The sequence below is a fragment of the Psychromonas sp. MME1 genome (assembly GCF_041080865.1).
Classification (GTDB): Bacteria; Pseudomonadota; Gammaproteobacteria; order Enterobacterales; family Psychromonadaceae; genus Psychromonas.
Genome location: NZ_CP160906.1, coordinates 2,417,558 through 2,436,618, shown reverse-complemented (window position 1 = coordinate 2,436,618; position 19,061 = coordinate 2,417,558). Strand labels below are relative to the sequence as shown.

Sequence of the window (19,061 nt, the reverse complement as noted above, 5' to 3'; positions counted from 1 at the left end):
TAGAGATACATTCAGCGGAGAGCATTCATGCTAGCTTGGTTCACTTACCTTGCCGATTGGCTAACTTATTCATTATTTAATCTGGTGCCCGATAGTCGATTGACAGGAGCCGTTCACTTCTTTATTGAAGACACTAGTAAAATTTTAGTGCTATTGGTTGTGCTGATTTACCTTATTGCCGTAGTGAGAGCCACGCTTAACCCTGAAAAAGTCCGTTACTATTTACAGGGTAAAAATAGGTTCTTAGGCTATATTCTCGGTTCAATTTTTGGATCGGTTACCCCTTTTTGTTCCTGTAGTTCGATTCCCTTATTTATGGGCTTTGTCTCCGCACGTATTCCGCTTGGTGTCACCATCGCCTTTTTACTAACCTCCCCTTTGATCAACGAAGTGGTGGTGGTGATGTTGGGATCTCTGCTTGGTCTTAAATTTACCCTTATTTATATCAGCATCGGTTTATTACTTGGCATTTCAGCTGGTTTTCTCATTGATTTAATCAAAGGGGAACGCATGTTAGTAGCGTTTCTTGCTCAGCAATATAAACGTCAGGATGATATGCCTGATATTGCATATGAACAGAATAAAATGACCTTATTCGAACGCCATCAATTTGCCAAACAAGAGATGTTAACCATCTTTAGTAGAGTTTGGAAATGGGTCCTACTTGGGGTTGCTATTGGTGCGGTGATTCATGGTGCTATACCTGCAACATGGTTTAGTGAGCATCTAGGGGCGAGGCAGTGGTGGTCTGTTCCAGTTGCCACTTTGCTCGCTATTCCGATGTATGTTAATGCCACTGCTATAGTCCCCATTATTGAAAGCTTATTATTAAAAGGCGTGCCATTGGGAACAACGCTCGCTTTTTGTATGAGCGCTGTTGCCGTTAGTTTGCCTGAATTCATGATGCTCAAACAGGTGATGACCACGCGATTATTAATAATGATTGCGGCCTATTTACTGGTCGCTTTGAGTTTGATTGGTTGGTTATTTAATGCAGTTAACTTTTAGAATAAACAGGGAGATAAAATGAAAACGATTAATGTATATGGATCTGGTTGTAAAAATTGCGTCACAACAGCAGAGTTGATTCAACAAACCGCGAAGCAGTTAGATATTGATATCGCGTTATCCAAAGTGACGGACTTACAAGCGATTATGGCGGCTGGGGTGATGAGTACACCAGCGGTTTCCGTGGATGGTAAACTGGTGCACTCGGGCTCGGTTCCCGACCAGCAGAAGGTGCAAGATTTTCTTCGTTAAACCTTGGTAAAAAATAGAAATGCAGCTTGCTTTGCTTGTTTTCTAGGCAGTTAACCGAGTTTGCATAAAAAGCACTTTACTTTGAAATTAGCTTAGGTATTATTTGCGTCGTCTGCAGGGGTGTAGTTCCAATGGCAGAACGTCGGATTCCAAATCCGAATGTTGGGAGTTCGAATCTCTCCACCCCTGCCACATTTAGATAAAGCCTCGACAATTGTCGGGGCTTTGTTGTTTCTAGGGTTATCAATAAGTTACAACGCATTTATTAGTCAGTTATTGTCTCAAACACTCCTAAGTAATAAAATTATTCCTGTCCATATCCTGTCCTCTCTGTGTGAGCGAATAAATTTGTAGCTTGTTAGCAATTTTATGGGCGCCGCAACACTTATATACCCCTCTTGAAGTATCATGGGTATACATCAATACTTTTTATTATATTGCCTGCTATTTTTTAATTAATAGCCTTTTCATCGCTCTGTAGGGAGATAATACTAATCCGCATAAGTATCTGATCTATCTTGTTGGTTAAAATAATAGGTAACAGCGTTGCATTCAATTGTAATAGCCTGCTAGTACTCAATCATGCGCCTTGTTTTTCGGTATTTATCCTCAACAAACTATGACCATAATATTATGAGGTTGGTATTATCAGCTCTTGTTTTGGCTCTCATCTGTTTTTAGACATCATTGTGATTAATTCATCTGCAGATAACCAATATACCCTATTTTCTTTTGGAATTTTGTGGTGAAAATTAGAATTTTGTACTGAAAATACTTTTCGCTGAGTTAAATTACCGCGCAGAAACGCTTCTTTCAATAAGTCAGAGCTAAATAACAATTGATCGTAAGAGCCGTCTGCAATCGCTATTTTCATTCCGTTGAGGATATTCGATGCGAGGGTCTGGTTATCTTTACTCACATAAAAATAAAAGGCAGAAGGGTAGGAAAGTATAATTGAGTTTTCAACCACGAGTGGTAGCTCAGGATGTGCACTCAGAGCGACCCATGGCTCATGAATAGCTAAGGGAAAGTAATCAAACCGCTTTTTAGCAAGCATAGAGAGTAAATTTTCTGATATGGGAGTGGTTATGACGGGAATATTCGCGCCTTTTAATACCTTTGTATCCCCCCAAAAAGTACCCTGTCCTGCTTGATATTGACGCAAGTGATCTAGCGTTGTGATTGCATCAAATAGTGTTTGCTCATTTTCTCGGATAATAAAAATGCGCAGCCCCTGCAAACCACGGAAGATAGGAATGCGAATAGCCTGTAAATTATCTTCTTCAACAGCGGAGGCACTTGCCCATGTCACATCAATCAAACCTTGCATAACATGTTTACTTTTACGTGCATCGGAAAGGTTTTCTATATAGGGTTTTACGCAAATATTCTCAGCTTCGATCACTTTCGATAAAGATAAAACAAGTAGGTCTCTGATTAAAATATCTTTACTAATATTGGCAAAGGTGGGGGTGATAATAGGTTTACAGGCATAAGAACAAAGGCTTACGCTCAAAGCCAGTACAGCAAAAATGAGTTCTAAATAATATCGTATGCATCTTTTCATTTACTCTCCGTAATTATTAGTTGTGATTCAGCGGAGGTCAATGCTTGTAATAAATTAAAAAACATATGCTATTGTTGTCTGAACAGCTATTTTTATTTGTCTTGTAAAAGGATAGGGGAAGCCTTATTAATGCGCAAGGTTATCAGTCCGTTTATGTAAGTACGACAACAAATTTAAGCATTAACTCTAACTCTTAGTGTAGATAATTTAGATGAGGAAAGATAAATTATTGTAGATAAGAGTGTCACAATATAAATAAATTTATCCATTAATTTTCTTATTTATTCGTTGAAAGTTTGTTTACTGATTGCAATACCACCACTATACAGCACATTTTTTTGTTGGTTTTGCTGTGATATTTCTCTGTTCATCTAAGTGCGTAGACTAAAAATCATAAAAAAGTAAATTTAATTGTGGGTTAGTGTGTGAGGTAGATCTTGTTATTTGGTATTTGTTTTTATCTTGTTGTTGCTCTATTTCAGCTTGATGGAGAGGTTGGGGAGGTAGCGGTGATGAAAATATAAGACGCTGATTTTTATACTTGATCTGAATAAAAAGTCACAAGCCTAGGTGTGTAATGTTAGTTGATGCTTACGTTTGATCCCTCTAAAAGTAGGTCCTATTTTGCTTTTTTTGAGTGATTAATTACTAAATTAACGCTTTTAATCTGTTCGTTTTTCTGTTTTAATTTGTATGAAATTTAACCAATCCTATTTTTTAATATTCAGTTGTTTAAATATTGTAGCTAGAAAAAGGCAAGTTAAGGGAAACCTTAATACGCAAAACCACCGGCCTGTTGACTATCAGTCTATGGCAGCGGAGTTACCGAGGCGATAATAGTTCTTATCATTCCTCCTAATTTACAAATTATGAATAAACGCTGATTGATCACTTTTGTGGAGGCAAAAATGAATCAACTAGTTAATTTAATTTATACCCGCCTAATTGTAATATTGTTATTCATTATGAGTCCCGTTGCATTATCTGCTAGTTTGCAGATAGCATGGAATGATAATTCAACAAATGAAGAAGGATTTTTTGTTGAAAAGCGCATTGTTAATGATGACTTTTTCCAAAATATCGCAGTGTTAGCTGCCAATACTACGCAATATAATGATTTAGATGTTATTAGTGAAGAGACATATTGTTATCGGATAACGGCATTTAACCAAGCAGGAAAAAACAATTCCGAAGAAGTGTGCGCACAGGTGCCTGTTGTTCCCGATCCAGGTGAAACGCTCCCTGGCGATAAGCCTGATTTTACTGGCAGTGTTGTTATATCGCATGAAACTATTTCTAAACCTGTTGCTATTGAAATAGGTAGAAAAACGCTTTATTCATTTAAAAGTAATGTCACCCATAATCAAGAGTACACTCAAGAGACACTTGAAGGCAGCAACTTTGTAATAAATTCAGGTAAAATTAGTTCTGCAGATAAAGACTATTTTAGCTTCCAAAATGAGGGGGTTGAACTTGAGAATGGTTATACCAGTATGAAGTTTGACAGTAGTAATAGCCTTTCATTTGTTTTACATGGTACAGGTAATGAACAAACTGCACGCTTGTATATGCAGGCTGGAGCTTGGGATGATCAACAATCTAGTGTCGTTGTAACTGCGGGTGATAAAACTCAAGTTGTTACGTTACCTAAGGGGTATAGCTGGCATTTCTTTGCAGTGGACATTGTTTTTGATGGTACAGTTCCTGTGCATATAACAACAGATTCGGATCGTTCAGGTTACAGTGCTGTTATGTTTGCTGGTATTGTTTTTGATAATGCAAATATGGCGCCTGTGGTAAATTATGCGGCACTTGTTGCAACAGAAACAAAATTTGGGTCTGTTATCGACACAACGGATGCAAGCTTTTATAGCGCCAATGGGATAAATGGTAATGAAGATATTTCTAACGCCGTACTGCAGAATTTATCATTCTACGGTAAAAGCAAATATCGCGATGGCAAGTACACATTTGTTAATGGCGGCAATGAGATTAATTCGGGCTATCAAAGTATGTCATGGAAAGAGAGTAATGGCGTTGAAATTAAATTGGCAAGTGGTTCGCAACAGGTAAATATTGCTTCGGTCTATTTTAATGCGGGTGTTTGGAGTAATGATGCTGCCTTTATTGAAATTATCATTAATGGTGAAAGTGAATTAGTTGAAGTGCCTTCTGGTTATACTTGGCATTACATGAAAGTGGATATTGAGTTCGAAGGTATTGTTGATATCAACATTCATCCAGTTGGTACATTCGGCAGTTATAGTGGATTCGGTTTTGCTGGTGTAACAATTCAATAAGTTAGATTAAAGGCTTTAGCTATAATCGGGAACAAGCCAGTGCTTGTTGCCGATTTTTTATTCTACGACTATCTTTTTTAACGTCCCATTTTATCTTGTTCACGAATATATCGACCACAGCTCCCCCCTTTAGAAACCCTTTCATATATACCTAGTTTTTATTTTGGTTCTAGATAAATGACGGCATTGCTAATAATAAATTAGTCGCATATATTAGTTATCTTCTCACTCTAATAAAAGGATATCGCTTTGACCCACATAGCCACTTCTCGTCCCTTTGGTACTCTGCTTGGTTATGCACCCGGTGGCGTTGCTGCATATTCTAGTGATTACGATAGCGCCAGTGATAGCGAATACCCAAAACGTAGCGCCTTTCGCAATTATGTTGATGGTATTTACATGGGCTATAAATGGCAATGCGTGGAATTTGCACGACGCTGGATGTATCTCAATCATGGCTATCTTTTTGATGATGTGCCGATGGCCTATGATATTTTTAATTTACGTTCTGTGCGCGATATTGCTTCCAATACACGTTTACCCTTACAAGCTTTTGCTAACGGTAGTAAACGTCATCCGCAACCGGGAAGTTTATTGATTTGGGAGCAAGGCGGGGAGTTTGAGCAGACTGGCCACGTTGCCATTGTGACGGAAGTGTTTGCCGATAAAATTCGTATTGCAGAACAAAATCTTGACCATACAATTTGGCCTGATGGGCGCGATTTTAGTCGCGAGCTAATCGCGACGATCACGGAGGAGGGTGAATATTGGGTTGCTTGTTCTTTTAATGATGCCTTGATTTTAGGTTGGATGATACAAACTGATGATGATCGCTATGCAGAAGCGAGTGTGGAAACTAACAAGCAGCTATTTTCATTATCTAGCCATTATGCAAAACCCCTGTTAGAGCCTCAAAAGTCGTGGTTAAATGTGGCGAATGAAGATGAAGCAGCTTATGTTCACGCCCTGCATGGCCATAAATTAAGTGCAGCCGTTGCAGACCAGTATCGTTACTACGTTTTATCGAAAACAGCGCAGGATACCTTGCGTCGAGCGACCAATGAGTTGCATGGCTTATTTATGCATGCAACGGATTATGTGCTTGATAATGAAGCGTTATTAGATAAATTTAATTTACCAAGGGCACTCTTGCCGAAGATCCGCCAATCCTGGGATAACCGTCTTAACCAATTGATCACGAGTCGTTTTGATTTCGCGATGACAACGCAGGGATTAAAGGTGTATGAATATAACTGTGATTCGGCATCCTGTTATATGGAGGGGGCTAAAATTCAGGGTAAATGGGCGCGTCATTATGGCGTCCATGAGGGGGAAGATGCGGGTAAAGATCTTTTTAACCAACTTGTGCAAGCATGGCGAAAAAGTCAGGCGAAAGGGCTAGTACATATTCTTCATGATCATGATCCCGAAGAGAAATACCATGCCCTATTTATTCAGCAAACATTAGAAGCGGCAGGCATTGAGAGTCGAATGATTGCTGGTATTAACGCATTAACGTGGGGTGAATCAGGTAACATTGTTGATGCGCAAGGTGAAGTACTACAGTGGGTGTGGAAAACGTGGTCGTGGGAAACCGCACTGGATCAAATTCGTTTAGAATGTGAGTCCGATGCTGTCGTGCCTGAAAATTATCAGCCAGCATCGAAAAAGGGGCAGGCACCGAGACTTGCCGATGTTTTATTGCATAAAAATATCATGATTTTTGAACCACTTTGGACACTCATTCCCAGTAATAAAGCGATTCTTCCTGTGCTCTGGTCATTGTTCCCAAATCATCCTTTGCTGCTCAATGCCGATTTTCAGCTAAATGAGGCGTTGCAAGAGAGTGGTTATGTCAGTAAACCTATTGTTGGGCGATGTGGTGCGAATATTCAATTGATCGATCAGGATCAAGATATTATCGAAGCAACGGGGGGGCAATTCGCCGCGCAGGATCATATCTACCAAGCGCTATTTCCATTACCCTTGGTGGATGGTTACTATGTACAGGTTTGTACCTTCACCGCTGCGGGTAAGTATGCAGGTAGTTGCTTGCGAGTTGATTCTTCGATGATCATTAGCAAAGAGAGTGATTGTTTAGCGTTACGTTTTGTTAATGATGAAGATATTTTGCAGCAGAATCAGCCGGTGATTAAGAAATAAATATATGAATGTTAAGGGCATTATGGCAAGTACTATGATTTTTTGTTCTTGCCATTAATTTGTATAAATTCGTTCATCGATATAGGTTTGGCAAAAAGAAAACCTTGTTGAAAATTAACGCCATGTTTTTCTAAATATTGAGATTGTTCGATAGTTTCAACTCCCTCTGCGATAGTGAACAAATTGAGTTTATGACTGAGTTCAATCATGGTCTCGATGAGGTGCTCTGAGAATGAATTTGCACCGATATTAGTGATAAAACCTCGGTCTATTTTTAGTATGTCTACTCTAAAACGCTGCAGGTAATCAAAGGAAGCATGCCCTGTTCCAAAATCATCAATGGCTATTTTTACTTCCATTTCAGCTAACTTTTGCAGTAAGTAATCACTAAGTTCTGTTTGCTCGATGAGCTCGCGTTCCGTGATCTCTAAACAGATCTTCACTTTTTTTATTGATAGCTTATCGATGAAGTAACGGCAATCTTCCAATAATGAGAGATTTTTAAAGTGCGACTTACTGATATTGACACTAATGTAAAAATTATCGGGTAATAGTAACTGTTGTGGCTCTAAGGTATCAGCTAACTGACGAATGATAGATGAGGTTATGGGGACTATTAATCCAGTTTCTTCCATCGCGGGAATGAATGCTATAGGGCTAACAAGTTGTGTTGGAGTAGTTTGCCAACGCATTAATGCTTCTGCGCCACAGAGTTTGCCTTGCGAGTCTACAATAGATTGCAGGTAAGGGATAAATTCTTGGTTGAGGTGCGCTTTTTTTAATGTTCTTTGGACGGAATAAGGTTGCTTAAGAGCGCGGACAATCACTACGGATAGCAGCAGAAGCAGAAGGATAACAATTACTAATAATACGCCATTATTTTCCCACAATTGTTGCCATAAAATTTCATCATGAAAACCGGCTATGATTGTAATGGGGAATTGTTGTGATTTTATTTTGCTGACAAATGTAAGTTTAGGCAGGGGCCCATCTGCTGTTTGATCTGTTTCGGTCATCCATGTTTCACCCACTTGTAAAGCGATAAATCCCTTCTCTTCTTGAACACTAAGAGCAAGACGTAAATAGCGCCCATCTATCAAACTGAGGATACCTGTCTGTTCAATATCACGTCGGTGTACTAAAAGGGGAATGTTGTTATTCAGTTTCTTGCTTGTAAGTAGCAGCATTTCGCCATTGCTATAATATTCTTTACCTGCAACAGGAAAACCAATGGCACGATATACAGAAGAGCAGTAAATGGTGTTATTTTTAAATAGGTGTATGGAGTGTAAGTAAATGCCTGTAATGAGCTGATTTTCGAGTTGTTCTTTGACCTCGGAACAACTACAATCCGAGTATTCGGACAAATGATCCAAGGTAGCGTGAGTATTCGTTGCCATTTCATCAATATGCCATAAAGCGTCATTAGCCATACTGTTGCTCACATCTTGGAGAGTATTCTTTGTCTGCTGTAATAAAAATAATAAGATGGCGGCTAGTACCGATAGCGCAAAAATAGCGGCTAATGAACAACGTAGCATCGGAGATGGAATAATCGATTTATGCAGTGGTGAGCTAGTTGTTATGAACATAGGGTTATTGATTCTTATTTAAGAACAGAATTGCTATATATGATTACATTGGCTTTATATTCTGTGGTGCGGTGTTGTGTAAAATTATTCTATGATGTTTGCTGGTATATTGCAATCTCGCGTTACCTAAGGGCATACAATCTGTGCACCAGTGACAGCAAAAGTGTTATGTCTATTTTCTATTAACTTTTTAAATTAATAGATCTAGGTTATTTTGAAATTTCTATGCTAAGTTATGTTTTTGAGGCAAATTTTGTTGGTCAAAGCTCTTTTGGTCAGAGTAATTTAGGGATAAATGAGTGGGCAAGTTAAAAAGTTCAAGTTATAAATTTTTGCTGGTGGCAGAATATATTGGCTTAACCGTTATTGCTATCGCAACGATAGTCGCTATGTGTTTTGAAATCACTTCTATGTTTTTGGCAATGCAGGTAACGCTGGCGGATCTTCTACTGCTTTTTATCTACCTTGAAGTCTTCGCTATGGTCGGCATATACCTAAAATCAGGGAAATTACCTGTACGTATGCCTTTATATATTGCGATCGTAGCAATTGCACGTTACATCATTCTTGATATGAAAAATTTAGACACTGCGAGGTTGTTGGCACTGGTTGGTGCGGTGCTTCGTTCTTGCGCTATCTATTTTAATTATTCGCTATGGCCACGTGAAATATCCATACCATAACGAAGAAAATAGTTAACTTCAACTCAGGATAAGCAAATCGATATAGCATCACTATTTCCGTGTATTCCTGCGCCGCAATAGCTACGCCGCTTTGCTTATCCTGAGTTGGGGGCACTAATCGCTAATAATCAGCAGTATCGTTGCAGCAGTTAATATCCCCATTAAATAATTAAACTTTTTCTTTCGCGATTGCGTTGTTAAATATTGTCCTATCGCCTGACCGAGTGCAGCCCAAATGCTAATGGCAATAAACCCCATTATGGCAAAGCAAGCGAGGATCCATAATCCTGACCTAAAATAGTGCTCTCCTGCGAGTGTAAAGGTAGTCACGCTTGCGATACCCATTGCCCAAGCTTTTGGATTAACAAATTGAAATGTGATAGCAGATAGCATATTCATTGGCTGCGAAATATTATTGTTGGTGTTAACTAGCTCTGTGTTGGTCGGTGCAGTGGCGATTTTCCACGATAACCATAACAGATAGAGAGACCCTACTATTTGTAATATTTGATAGAGTGGTGGATAAAATTGAAAAACAGCCCCGAACCCAAGTAATAAGGTTGTGAGCAGTAGTGCGACACCAATAATGATACCTGCAATATGTGGCAAGGTCCGTTTATAGCCAAACTGTGCGCCAGAGCTCAACAGCATTATGTTGTTGGGTCCTGGTGTTACTGACATAACAAAGCTAAATATAAGCAATGCCATTAACAAATTATTTTCCATGTTGATCTCCTATTGCATCCTTTGCCACTTATACTCGCTACTGTGAAACCATTTTAATCTCCCCTTAAAAACAATACAGACTCAGAAAAAGTTAAATAAACAATACAAAATGCACATAAATTAGCTGTATTGTCATTTTATATTTAATCTGTATGGGTAATTTTTGTCTGTATTGTTTATTATTCGTTACAGATAAAGGTGAGGGAGTGCTTTATGAAACTGTATGAGCAGTTAGCTGATCATTTACGTATGCATATTGAGCAAGGATTATTTCAAGTTGGTGAGCGTTTACCTTCTGTTCGTCAATTGTCAAGTGACCATGGGGTAAGCATTTCAACGGTACAGGAAGCGTATCGGCAAGTTGAGATGGAAGGGCTGGTGGAGGCTCGACCGAAGTCTGGGTATTTTGTGACTTCCCAAGCGCCGACTTATAATTTACCTGAAACGTCACGACCACCACAACGACCCCTCGATATATCACAGTGGGAAGAGGTGTTAGGGCTACTGTTGAGTCAAAATATTGCTGGTACGGTCGAGTTGCAGCATGCGATGCCTAATATGACCGCTGCTTCGTTGCAACCATTATTGAAAAAGTTGTCTGATTTAACCCGCCATAGTGGGCAGATCAGCTTACCCTATGGAGATCTTCGCGGTTCATTGGAGTTACGAGAGCAATTAACCTCGCTTGCGGCTGGGTCTGGATGTTTATTGCATCCCGATGATATTGTGGTGACCTCTGGTTGCCAAGAAGCATTATCGGTCTGTTTACGTGCGGCGACTCAACCCGGCGACATTGTTGCCATTGAATCACCAAGTTTTTATGGCTCGATGCAAGCCATTAAAGCATCGAATTTAAAGGCGTTGGAAATTCCCACCCATCCTGAAACGGGACTTAGTTTAGAAGCCTTAGAACTCGCCTTAGATCAATGGCCTATTAAAGCTATTTTGCTGACACCTACGTGCAATAATCCGATGGGCTATATTATGTCTGAGGCGCATAAAAAACGTCTTTATCAGCTCGCACAAAGCTATGACATTGCCATTATTGAAGATGATATTTATGGTGATTTATCTTTTCAATATCCTCGTCCTCGCACCATTAAATCCTTTGATGAAGATGGACGGGTTATGCTTTGCTCCTCTTTTTCTAAAACGATTGCGCCAGGGATGCGAGTCGGCTGGATTGCGCCAGGGCGTTATCGCGATAAAGTCACCCATATTAAATACGTAAGTAGTTCGATGTGCCCGACGTTGCCACAAATAGCGATTGCCGACTTTATACGAAAGGGGGCCTATGCTCGGCATCTGCGCCGGATGCGTTTGTTGTACAAGCAAGGTCGAGATCAGATAATGGCTGCGATGAATAAATATTTACCCACGCAGATTTGTTGCAGTTTCCCGAAAGGGGGATACATCATGTGGGTGGAGTTACCGAAAGTGGTCGACGTGGTGAAGTTAGCCTCGGAGTGTCGAGAGGGCGGTGTTAATATCGCACCCGGTACGCTATTTTCTGCAACGGGAAAGTTTCGCAATTGCATGCGTATTAATTTTAGTGAGCAAGATGCCAATGCGCGTGAAGATGGCATACGCAAACTAGCTTACTTTATCAATCGGCAAATGGACGTTTAATCGATTATAGGAATTCCTGTAGTTATATGCTCTATTTAGGCGTAGCAATAGTTAGCGATTGCTACGCCGTAAAAATAGGTAGGTTACATACTCAAGTTGGGAGCAATTTCCTCTTCGCCTGCAACGGGCTCATCGGCAATATGTTTACCTTTAGATTTTTTAATCACATAGGTGGTGATCATTAACATGGCGACAATGCCCATTACCGTTGCGATATTGATACCCAAACCAAATCCTAAGGTTGTATTACTAAGGATAAATGTAATACATACGGTAGTCATAAACATCGCTGGCACGGTCGTTATCCAGTGGAATTTATTATGTCGGAGCAAATAAGCAGAAGCTGTCCAGAGCATCATCACAGCGGTCGTTTGGTTGGCAAAACCAAAGTAGCGCCAGATAATACCAAAATCGACCTGTGTTAATATTGCGCCGATAGTGAACAGCGGTAATGCCATTAGTAAACGGTTGCGAATTGTTTTTTGTTCCATGTTGAAATATTCAGCGAGGATCAAACGACTTGAACGGAATGCAGTATCTCCGGATGTGATAGGTAAAATAACGACCCCTAAGAAGGCGATAATGCCACCAAAGGTACCGAGTAGGCCAATCGAAGTGCCATAAACAACACTACCAGGGCCACCCGCTTTTACCGCTTCGGCTAATGAATCAACCGAACCAAAGAACGAAAGCGCTAATGCACACCAAATTAAGGCGATAATGCCTTCACCAATCATTGCGCCAAAAAATACAAAGCGGCCATTGCCTTCATTTTCAATGCAACGCGCCATCAATGGAGATTGTGTGGCATGGAAGCCAGAAATTGCACCACAGGCAATGGTGATAAATAGGGCTGGCCAGAGTGGTAAATTGTTAGGGTTCATGTTGCTGAACATATCGCTTATTGCATAGTTAGCAAGCATACTATGTTCACTTGAAAAGGCTAATGCGACGACAAGTCCGACCGACATAAATACTAATAACGCACCAAAAAATGGGTAGAAACGACCGATAATTTTATCAATTGGGACAATGGTTGCGATCACATAATAGGTAAAAATCACAATAACCATGGTGATTAGCGGCATCGCTAAATCAGTTTGTTGATTAACTAGGTTGGTGATCATATTCGCTGGTGCGGAGACGAAAACCACACCGACTAACAATAACAGGACCAGGGCAAAAATATTCATAAAATGTTTTGCGCCTTGTCCGAGATATTTTCCGGTGATCGTGGGGACTGATGCGCCACCGTTACGAATAGATAACATGCCAGAAAAATAATCATGTACCGCGCCGGCAAAAATACAACCGAAAACGATCCATAGCATGGCTGCGGGGCCGTATAGTGCGCCCATTATTGGACCAAAAATAGGGCCGATGCCTGCAATATTTAGTAGTTGTACTAACCAAACTCTACCTTTATTCATGGGCACATAATCCACACCGTCATGCTTGCTATAGGCGGGGGTGGTGCGTTTATGCTTTATGCCAAAAATTTTTTCAACGATGGTGCCATAGATAAAATATCCAGCGAGTAACATCGCGACACAAGATAAAAACCACAACATATTATTCTCTCCTTTGAACGTTAATAAAAGTGACTTATTAGTTTTGTAGTTAGCACTTTACGCGCATAGAAATTAGAGTCACCTTGAAAAAAAGGCAGTGGCCATATAGCAATTTAAGTGGCTGATAGCGATATTAAGTGGTTTTTTGACTTGCTGAGATGAGGGCTAAGAGAGCCCTAATCTATCCTTTAATGTTTTTAAGTAGCGGCGACTCACGGGGGCAACAGCGCCATTATGAGTGATAATTTCAGCCAATGAGTTATCCAGTAATTTTATTTCTCGTATCATATTGGTATTAATTAAATATTGGCGATGGCAGCGTAGCAAGCAGGTTTTTTCTTCAAGTACTTTTAAGCTGAGTGAACAGGTTGTCGTTTGGTTGTTTTTGTTAGTTTCATGACTAACGATATGTACACCGGATTGATTGGAATAGGCGAGTTCAATGTCCTGTGCTTTTAACAATAGAATTCGGTTGTAGCCCATACAGGGGATTAGTTCTAGCTTATCTTGTACTAATTGGCTGTAGTCTTTTTTTACGGTGATGGCATGTAGGTTTTTTATTGTTTTCGCTAATCGGCTAGGTTCTACGGGTTTTAAAATATAATCAAAGGCGTTTTCTTCAAAGGCCTGTAATGCGTGTTGATTGTAGGCGGAGACAAACACCATCATTGGCATTGTTTCATGGTCAAGCATACTTAGCATTTCCAGACCTGTTATCTGTGGCATTTGAATATCTAAGAAAACGACATCCGGTTTTAAACTATGTATTTTTTGTAATCCGGTAATGGCATTTTCACAGGAAGCGACAACTTCTACTTGTCCCGTTTCATTCAGTAAAGCAATTAGCTCTTCGCGTGCATAGTGCTCATCATCAATGACGATTGCTTTTAACAACATGGCTGTTTATCTCCGTTATTGCTTATTAGAGGAAGGGGAAACAATATTTCAGCCGTCGTGCTGATACCCGTTTGGCAATGCATTGTTAAGCCATAGGCATTACCAAAACGATTTTTTAAACGTTTGTCGACAATTTGCGATCCCAGCCCGCTGTCATTCTCTTTTAGTTGATAGGTTCCTGCATTGTCTATCACCTGTAGTTTCACGAGTTTTTCTGCGTTGTGGCTGATGATTTCGCCTCTAATAATAATGCAAGCGTCCGATAATAGAGTCGATGTTCCATGTTTGATGGCATTTTCAACGAGTGGTTGTAGAGTGAATGTCGGCACTTCAATATCCAGTAATGCATCATCGATGGAAAATTGCACATGTAACTTATCAGAAAAACGAGCGAGCTCTACTTCGAGATAAGCATTGATATGAGCTAACTCCTCGCGAATAGTGACTGACTTAATATTTTGTTTCAAATTGCGTCTAAAGAATTGTGACAGATGTTGAATGAGTTCACGGGCTTTATTGGGATCATGGCGAATAATAGCACTGATAGTGTTGAGGGCGTTAAATAAGAAGTGAGGATTAACTTGCGCTTGTAATAAACGCAATTCAGCCTGTGCTAATAAGCTTTGCTGTTCTATATAGCGGCCTGTTAATATCTGGTTAGATAGCAATTTTGCCAACCCTTCACCGAGTGTTCGATTAATGGTCGAAAACAATTTTTGCTTAGGTTCATAGAGTTTTATGGTGCCTAATACACTATTTTCATCTTCCATGAGCGGGATAATGAGTGCCGATCCTAATTTACATTTAGGGTGTAGTGAACATTGGTATGGAATTTCATAACCATCGGCATAGATTAATTCACCATTTTCAATCGCTTGTTTGGTATAGGCGGATGAAATAGGAGTACCTGGCAGATGGTGATCGGCACCGATACCAATAAAAGCGAGGATTTTCTCTCTATCTGTAATCGAAACCGCACCCACCCCCGTCTCTTCGTAAATAATTTGTGCGATCTCTTTGGTGCTTTGTTGATTAAATCCACTACTTAGTTTACCCACGGATCGTTCTGCAATTTTAAGGGCTTTATTGGAAAAAGCAGCAGAGTATTTTTCGTAGATCGCTTTTCTATCTTGAATAATACTCATAAACAGAGCCGCACCGATTGAGTTAGCAATAATCATCGGCAGTGCAATAGATTGTACTAAATGGAGTGCATCCTCAAAGGGGGAGGCAATCACTAATATAATCACCATCTGCATCACTTCTGCAACTAACAGTACGATGAAAACAATGTAAGGGGTGAAGATTTTATCGACCAAGCCACGGCGAACATAATAGCTATGCACGAAACCACCCAGTAATCCTTCCGCCGTAGTGGAAATCGCACAGGCGGTATCGGTAAAACCTCCCATCGTATAACGATGCACACCACCCGTTAAGCCGACAAAAAAACCAACGATTGGCCCGCCTAATAATCCCCCCATGACGGCACCAATGGCACGAGTATTGGCGATAGCATTTTCAATGGTCAAACCAAAATAGGTGCCTAAAATACAGAATAAACTAAAAATGATATAACAGGTGATGCGCTGCGATAAATGTCCTGAAACCGTTGTTAATGGCATAAAAAGTGGCGTTTTACTTAATAGATAGGCAATCACTAAGTACACGCTAAGCTGTTGTAATAAGGATATAATCAGTTGCATCAAAAAACCTTTAAGGCGCTATTGAGTGGTTGTGATAAGTCAGATTGAGTTTGGCAAAATAGCGCTTATATTACTGGGATCATATCCTCATTTTGCTAACTATTAACTAATACAGTGGTGCGGTTTTGCTTCTGCTTACCAATATAAATCAAATATTAAGCCACTTTAGTTAAAGAATTTATTCATATGCGATAATAAAAAATTGGTTATCGCACTATACTAAACACGTTTGCCTGTAAATGATCTGTATGCGTGACGCATTTGTTACAGTATGATCCGCATTAGTAACGGATTGATTTACTTCTCTTTATATGAAACTTCAGATTGTGCTCATATTCTTAATGGATGAATTATATGAAAATAGTTAAATATTTATGCTTTATTCTTATTGCTTTTTTAGTTCTCATCACGGCGATGATTGCATGGCTCAACCGTGTTGAGCTTAGCGAACATCGCACTCTCATTGAAAATCAATTTACCGAGATTTTAGGACGAAATGTAAAAATTAATGGGGATATGCAGCTGGTTGTTTCATTAACGCCTTATATGTTATTACGTGATGTACATATTCAGAATGCGTCATGGGGAAGTCAAGCCGATATGCTTAAGGCGGGTGAAGCAGTATTAGCGTTAAAATTCATCCCACTATTATCGAATAAAATCGAAGTGACGGAATTATCCGTGAGCGACCTCGATATGTTAATAGAAACCAATGCACAGGGAGTCAGTAACTGGGAACTCGGTGAAGCCAAAAAAGAGACGACTCAGCACCCCTCTTCAGGAGTACAAACGGAGATACTGTTACATCAAGCCCTATTGCAAAATAGCCATATTTCCATAAAAAATCATGCAGAAAAAGAACTCCAATTAGTGGTAGACAAACTGCATGTAAATCATATTGTCGATGGTTTGCAAGAGTGGGATATTGCAGCAAAATATAAAGGTGTTGATGTTGCTCTAAATGGATCGACTTCATTAATACATGCTCTGCTTGTTGGGAAACCTTTCAAGATGGATCTTCGTGGAAAACTGGGGGATTTTAATACCCAATTGCAGGGAGACGTAGCATTACCGCTAACGAGCAAAATGCCGCTGTTAAATATTGATTTTGCTATTGATACGCCCGATCTTAACGATATTACTCAACTCACTGGGTATGCAATGCCGAAGATCGATACCATCAAAGTAGCCGGTAACACGATCACTGAAAATGGTTTTTATCGTTTTACCTTAAAGGGGGATATTGACCAAATTAACGTGCATAGCGATGGCCAAGTTGCACAATCACTCGATGGTCAAGGCGATGCGATTAACCTTCAAATAACAGGGCCCAATTTACAACAACTAGGTAAACTCGCTAACCTAGAACTAGCCGATATGGGCCCCGTTGATATTAACGCTAAAGTGGCAAGTGCTAATGGAGCGTATCTGTTTAAATTAAACACCACCGTTGACGATATAAAAGTCGATGCCGATGGTCAGGTTTCGCAAAAATTTGATGGTAAAGGTGATAACATCAACTTTCTTGTAAAAGGGCCGGATCTACAACCATTGGGCAAGTTGGCTAACACTGAACTGCCGAGTATGGGCCCTATTGAAGTGGCTGGTAAAGCCTCCAGTATTGGGGGCTTTTACCAGTTTAAAGTCAATGCTGATTTAAATAAAATCCGTCTTGATGCCGACGGGGAGATTTCGCAAAAATCACCCGGGCAAGGTGATGAGATCAATCTTGAGTTAGTTGCAACCGATCTTGCAGAGTTAGGTGCATTAGGTCAAACCGAACTGCCTCAGGTGGGCCCTGTTAACTTGAAAGCAAAGTTGAATACCTCGCCTAGCGATTATAAAATATCAGAGCTTGACCTTAAGCTTGATAATATTGATTTAAAAGGGGCTATCACCATTGAGAGAAAACAACCTATCGCTATTTCAGCAACAATAATGAGTAATCTCCTTGACTTAAAACCATTTCAAAATGACCCAGTGACAGAACAAGAGAAGCAACCCGTTGTCGCGGTTAAAAGTGATAAAGTGTTTCCTAGTACACCTTTACCTTTGCAGTCATTAAGTTCACTTAATGCGAATATTGATTATAGTATTGGTCGACTAGAGCTGCCGAGTGAGGTTATCAAAGATCTTAAATTTGTCGTCAACCTGAATAACAGCAAATTGTTAGTAAAACCACTACAAGCGCAGTTGCAAGGAGGTACTATTAAGGGGGAGTTGCTTTTAGATGCATCACCAAGCCAAGGCAAACCTCTATTGATGGTTAATCTTGACTCCGATAAATTAGAGTTGGGTAAATTTGATAAATTGAAGGAGCACATCAGTGGTGGTGATTCTAAAGTTCATATTGCGCTGCAGGGGAGTGGTGATTCAATTAGCGAGATAATGGCGGGATTGAATGGTGAAACGATTCTTGATATTGGCCAGGCTAAATTGGCTAATGGTACTATGGATTTAATTGCTGGCGATATGATTGCATCACTTATTTCAGCGCTTGCTCCAACGGAAAGTAAAACACAGGGCTCCTTATTAGAGTGTGGCGTTGTCCGTTTTGATATAAAAGATGGCCATGCTTTAGCGGATAAGAGCATTGCATTGAAAAGTAATAAAACGGTTATTGTAGGTAGTGGCGAGATCGATTTGAAAACAGAGGGATTAGGTTTTCAAATTAGCTCCCACAGTGTAGGTTTTGCTGCTATTGATGCGGGTGACCTTACTCGCAGTGTTGGTTTAGGCGGGACGTTAGCGAACCCTAAACCGATTCTCGATATTGCCGGGGCAACGAAAACAGGGGCGACTATTGGTGCAGCAATACTTACCTTAGGTACTTCTTACTTAGCACAAAAATTAGTAGAGTCAGTGATAGAAGATAAACACCCTTGTTTAACTGCACTTGGAAAATCAGGCAAAGCAAATGAGAAGAGCAAAGCAATTGCACCGCCTGCAGCGACCCAGTAATAGTTG

The 19,061-nt window shown here is 40.0% G+C and carries 12 protein-coding genes, 1 tRNA gene, 1 pseudogene and 1 riboswitch; of the genes and pseudogenes, 8 read left to right on the top strand and 6 right to left on the bottom strand.

The features are described from left to right. Positions 1-27: 27 nt before the first annotated feature. From AB2N10_RS11160 to AB2N10_RS11150, 3 genes are all read left to right on the top strand, one after another. Positions 28-1,008 carry a permease gene (locus tag AB2N10_RS11160; protein WP_354623666.1) on the top strand — a complete coding sequence of 327 codons (981 nt, stop codon included), beginning with the start codon at positions 28-30 and terminating at the stop codon, positions 1,006-1,008. A gap of 18 nt (positions 1,009-1,026) precedes the next feature. Further along, on the top strand, positions 1,027-1,260 hold the full coding sequence (locus AB2N10_RS11155) for a thioredoxin family protein (RefSeq protein WP_354623665.1): 234 nt from the start codon (positions 1,027-1,029) through the stop codon (positions 1,258-1,260). Between the two features lie 116 nt (positions 1,261-1,376). Then, positions 1,377-1,452, top strand: a tRNA-Trp gene (locus AB2N10_RS11150). 475 nt (positions 1,453-1,927) lie between these two features. Here the strand turns inward: AB2N10_RS11150 and AB2N10_RS11145 are convergent. Then, entirely contained in the window at positions 1,928-2,827 is a 900-nt protein-coding gene (locus AB2N10_RS11145) for a diguanylate cyclase (RefSeq protein ID WP_369433846.1), read from the bottom strand. Between the two features lie 744 nt (positions 2,828-3,571). Beyond that, positions 3,572-3,657, top strand: a riboswitch (cyclic di-GMP riboswitch). 78 nt (positions 3,658-3,735) lie between these two features. Here AB2N10_RS11145 and AB2N10_RS11140 point away from each other — a divergent pair. After that, complete coding sequence (locus tag AB2N10_RS11140; RefSeq protein ID WP_354623663.1) at positions 3,736-5,127, top strand: fibronectin type III domain-containing protein; 1,392 nt, start codon at positions 3,736-3,738, stop codon at positions 5,125-5,127. A gap of 249 nt (positions 5,128-5,376) precedes the next feature. Beyond that, positions 5,377-7,290 (top strand): bifunctional glutathionylspermidine amidase/synthase, encoded by a 1,914-nt coding sequence (gene gss, locus AB2N10_RS11135; protein ID WP_369433845.1) that lies wholly within the window; start codon positions 5,377-5,379, stop codon positions 7,288-7,290. Positions 7,291-7,322: 32 nt separating this feature from the next. Here the strand turns inward: gss and AB2N10_RS11130 are convergent, their stop codons facing one another. Further along, positions 7,323-8,882: an EAL domain-containing protein gene (locus AB2N10_RS11130; RefSeq protein ID WP_369433844.1), complete on the bottom strand. Its 1,560-nt coding sequence runs from the start codon at positions 8,880-8,882 to the stop codon at positions 7,323-7,325. Between the two features lie 299 nt (positions 8,883-9,181). On the opposite strand from AB2N10_RS11130, the pseudogene AB2N10_RS11125 reads away from it, so the two are divergent. Further along, positions 9,182-9,581: pseudogene (locus AB2N10_RS11125) on the top strand (phosphate-starvation-inducible protein PsiE). A 98-nt stretch (positions 9,582-9,679) separates the two neighbouring features. Here the strand turns inward: AB2N10_RS11125 and AB2N10_RS11120 are convergent. Further along, complete coding sequence (locus AB2N10_RS11120; protein ID WP_354623659.1) at positions 9,680-10,291, bottom strand: LysE family translocator; 612 nt, start codon at positions 10,289-10,291, stop codon at positions 9,680-9,682. Between the two features lie 213 nt (positions 10,292-10,504). On the opposite strand from AB2N10_RS11120, the gene AB2N10_RS11115 reads away from it, so the two are divergent. Continuing rightward, a complete protein-coding gene (locus tag AB2N10_RS11115) occupies positions 10,505-11,920 on the top strand; it encodes a PLP-dependent aminotransferase family protein (RefSeq protein WP_354623658.1) in 1,416 nt (471 codons plus the stop codon). An 83-nt stretch (positions 11,921-12,003) separates the two neighbouring features. Here AB2N10_RS11115 and AB2N10_RS11110 read toward each other — a convergent pair whose 3' ends face one another. From AB2N10_RS11110 to AB2N10_RS11100, 3 genes are all read right to left on the bottom strand, one after another. Beyond that, on the bottom strand, positions 12,004-13,491 hold the full coding sequence (locus AB2N10_RS11110) for a carbon starvation protein A (RefSeq protein WP_354623657.1): 1,488 nt from the start codon (positions 13,489-13,491) through the stop codon (positions 12,004-12,006). Between the two features lie 165 nt (positions 13,492-13,656). Beyond that, positions 13,657-14,388, bottom strand: coding sequence for a two-component system response regulator BtsR (btsR, locus tag AB2N10_RS11105; RefSeq protein WP_369433843.1), 732 nt, complete (start codon positions 14,386-14,388; stop codon positions 13,657-13,659). Continuing rightward, complete coding sequence (locus AB2N10_RS11100) at positions 14,379-16,094, bottom strand: sensor histidine kinase (RefSeq protein WP_354623655.1); 1,716 nt, start codon at positions 16,092-16,094, stop codon at positions 14,379-14,381. Before AB2N10_RS11100 ends, btsR begins: the two co-directional genes overlap by 10 nt. A gap of 354 nt (positions 16,095-16,448) precedes the next feature. On the opposite strand from AB2N10_RS11100, the gene AB2N10_RS11095 reads away from it, so the two are divergent. Then, positions 16,449-19,055 carry an AsmA family protein gene (locus AB2N10_RS11095; RefSeq protein WP_369433842.1) on the top strand — a complete coding sequence of 869 codons (2,607 nt, stop codon included), beginning with the start codon at positions 16,449-16,451 and terminating at the stop codon, positions 19,053-19,055. The last annotated feature ends 6 nt before the right edge of the window (positions 19,056-19,061 follow it).

Excerpts from the sequence above, each read along its gene's own strand:
- AB2N10_RS11160 (WP_354623666.1), top strand. The coding sequence starts at position 28 with ATGCTAGCTTGGTTCACTTACCTTGCCGATTGGCTAACTTATTCATTA.
- AB2N10_RS11155 (WP_354623665.1), top strand. The coding sequence starts at position 1,027 with ATGAAAACGATTAATGTATATGGATCTGGTTGTAAAAATTGCGTCACA.
- AB2N10_RS11145 (WP_369433846.1), bottom strand. The coding sequence starts at position 2,827 with ATGAAAAGATGCATACGATATTATTTAGAACTCATTTTTGCTGTACTG.
- AB2N10_RS11140 (WP_354623663.1), top strand. The coding sequence starts at position 3,736 with ATGAATCAACTAGTTAATTTAATTTATACCCGCCTAATTGTAATATTG.
- AB2N10_RS11130 (WP_369433844.1), bottom strand. The coding sequence starts at position 8,882 with ATGTTCATAACAACTAGCTCACCACTGCATAAATCGATTATTCCATCT.
- AB2N10_RS11120 (WP_354623659.1), bottom strand. The coding sequence starts at position 10,291 with ATGGAAAATAATTTGTTAATGGCATTGCTTATATTTAGCTTTGTTATG.
- AB2N10_RS11115 (WP_354623658.1), top strand. The coding sequence starts at position 10,505 with ATGAAACTGTATGAGCAGTTAGCTGATCATTTACGTATGCATATTGAG.
- AB2N10_RS11110 (WP_354623657.1), bottom strand. The coding sequence starts at position 13,491 with ATGTTGTGGTTTTTATCTTGTGTCGCGATGTTACTCGCTGGATATTTT.
- btsR (WP_369433843.1), bottom strand. The coding sequence starts at position 14,388 with ATGTTGTTAAAAGCAATCGTCATTGATGATGAGCACTATGCACGCGAA.
- AB2N10_RS11100 (WP_354623655.1), bottom strand. The coding sequence starts at position 16,094 with ATGCAACTGATTATATCCTTATTACAACAGCTTAGCGTGTACTTAGTG.
- AB2N10_RS11095 (WP_369433842.1), top strand. The coding sequence starts at position 16,449 with ATGAAAATAGTTAAATATTTATGCTTTATTCTTATTGCTTTTTTAGTT.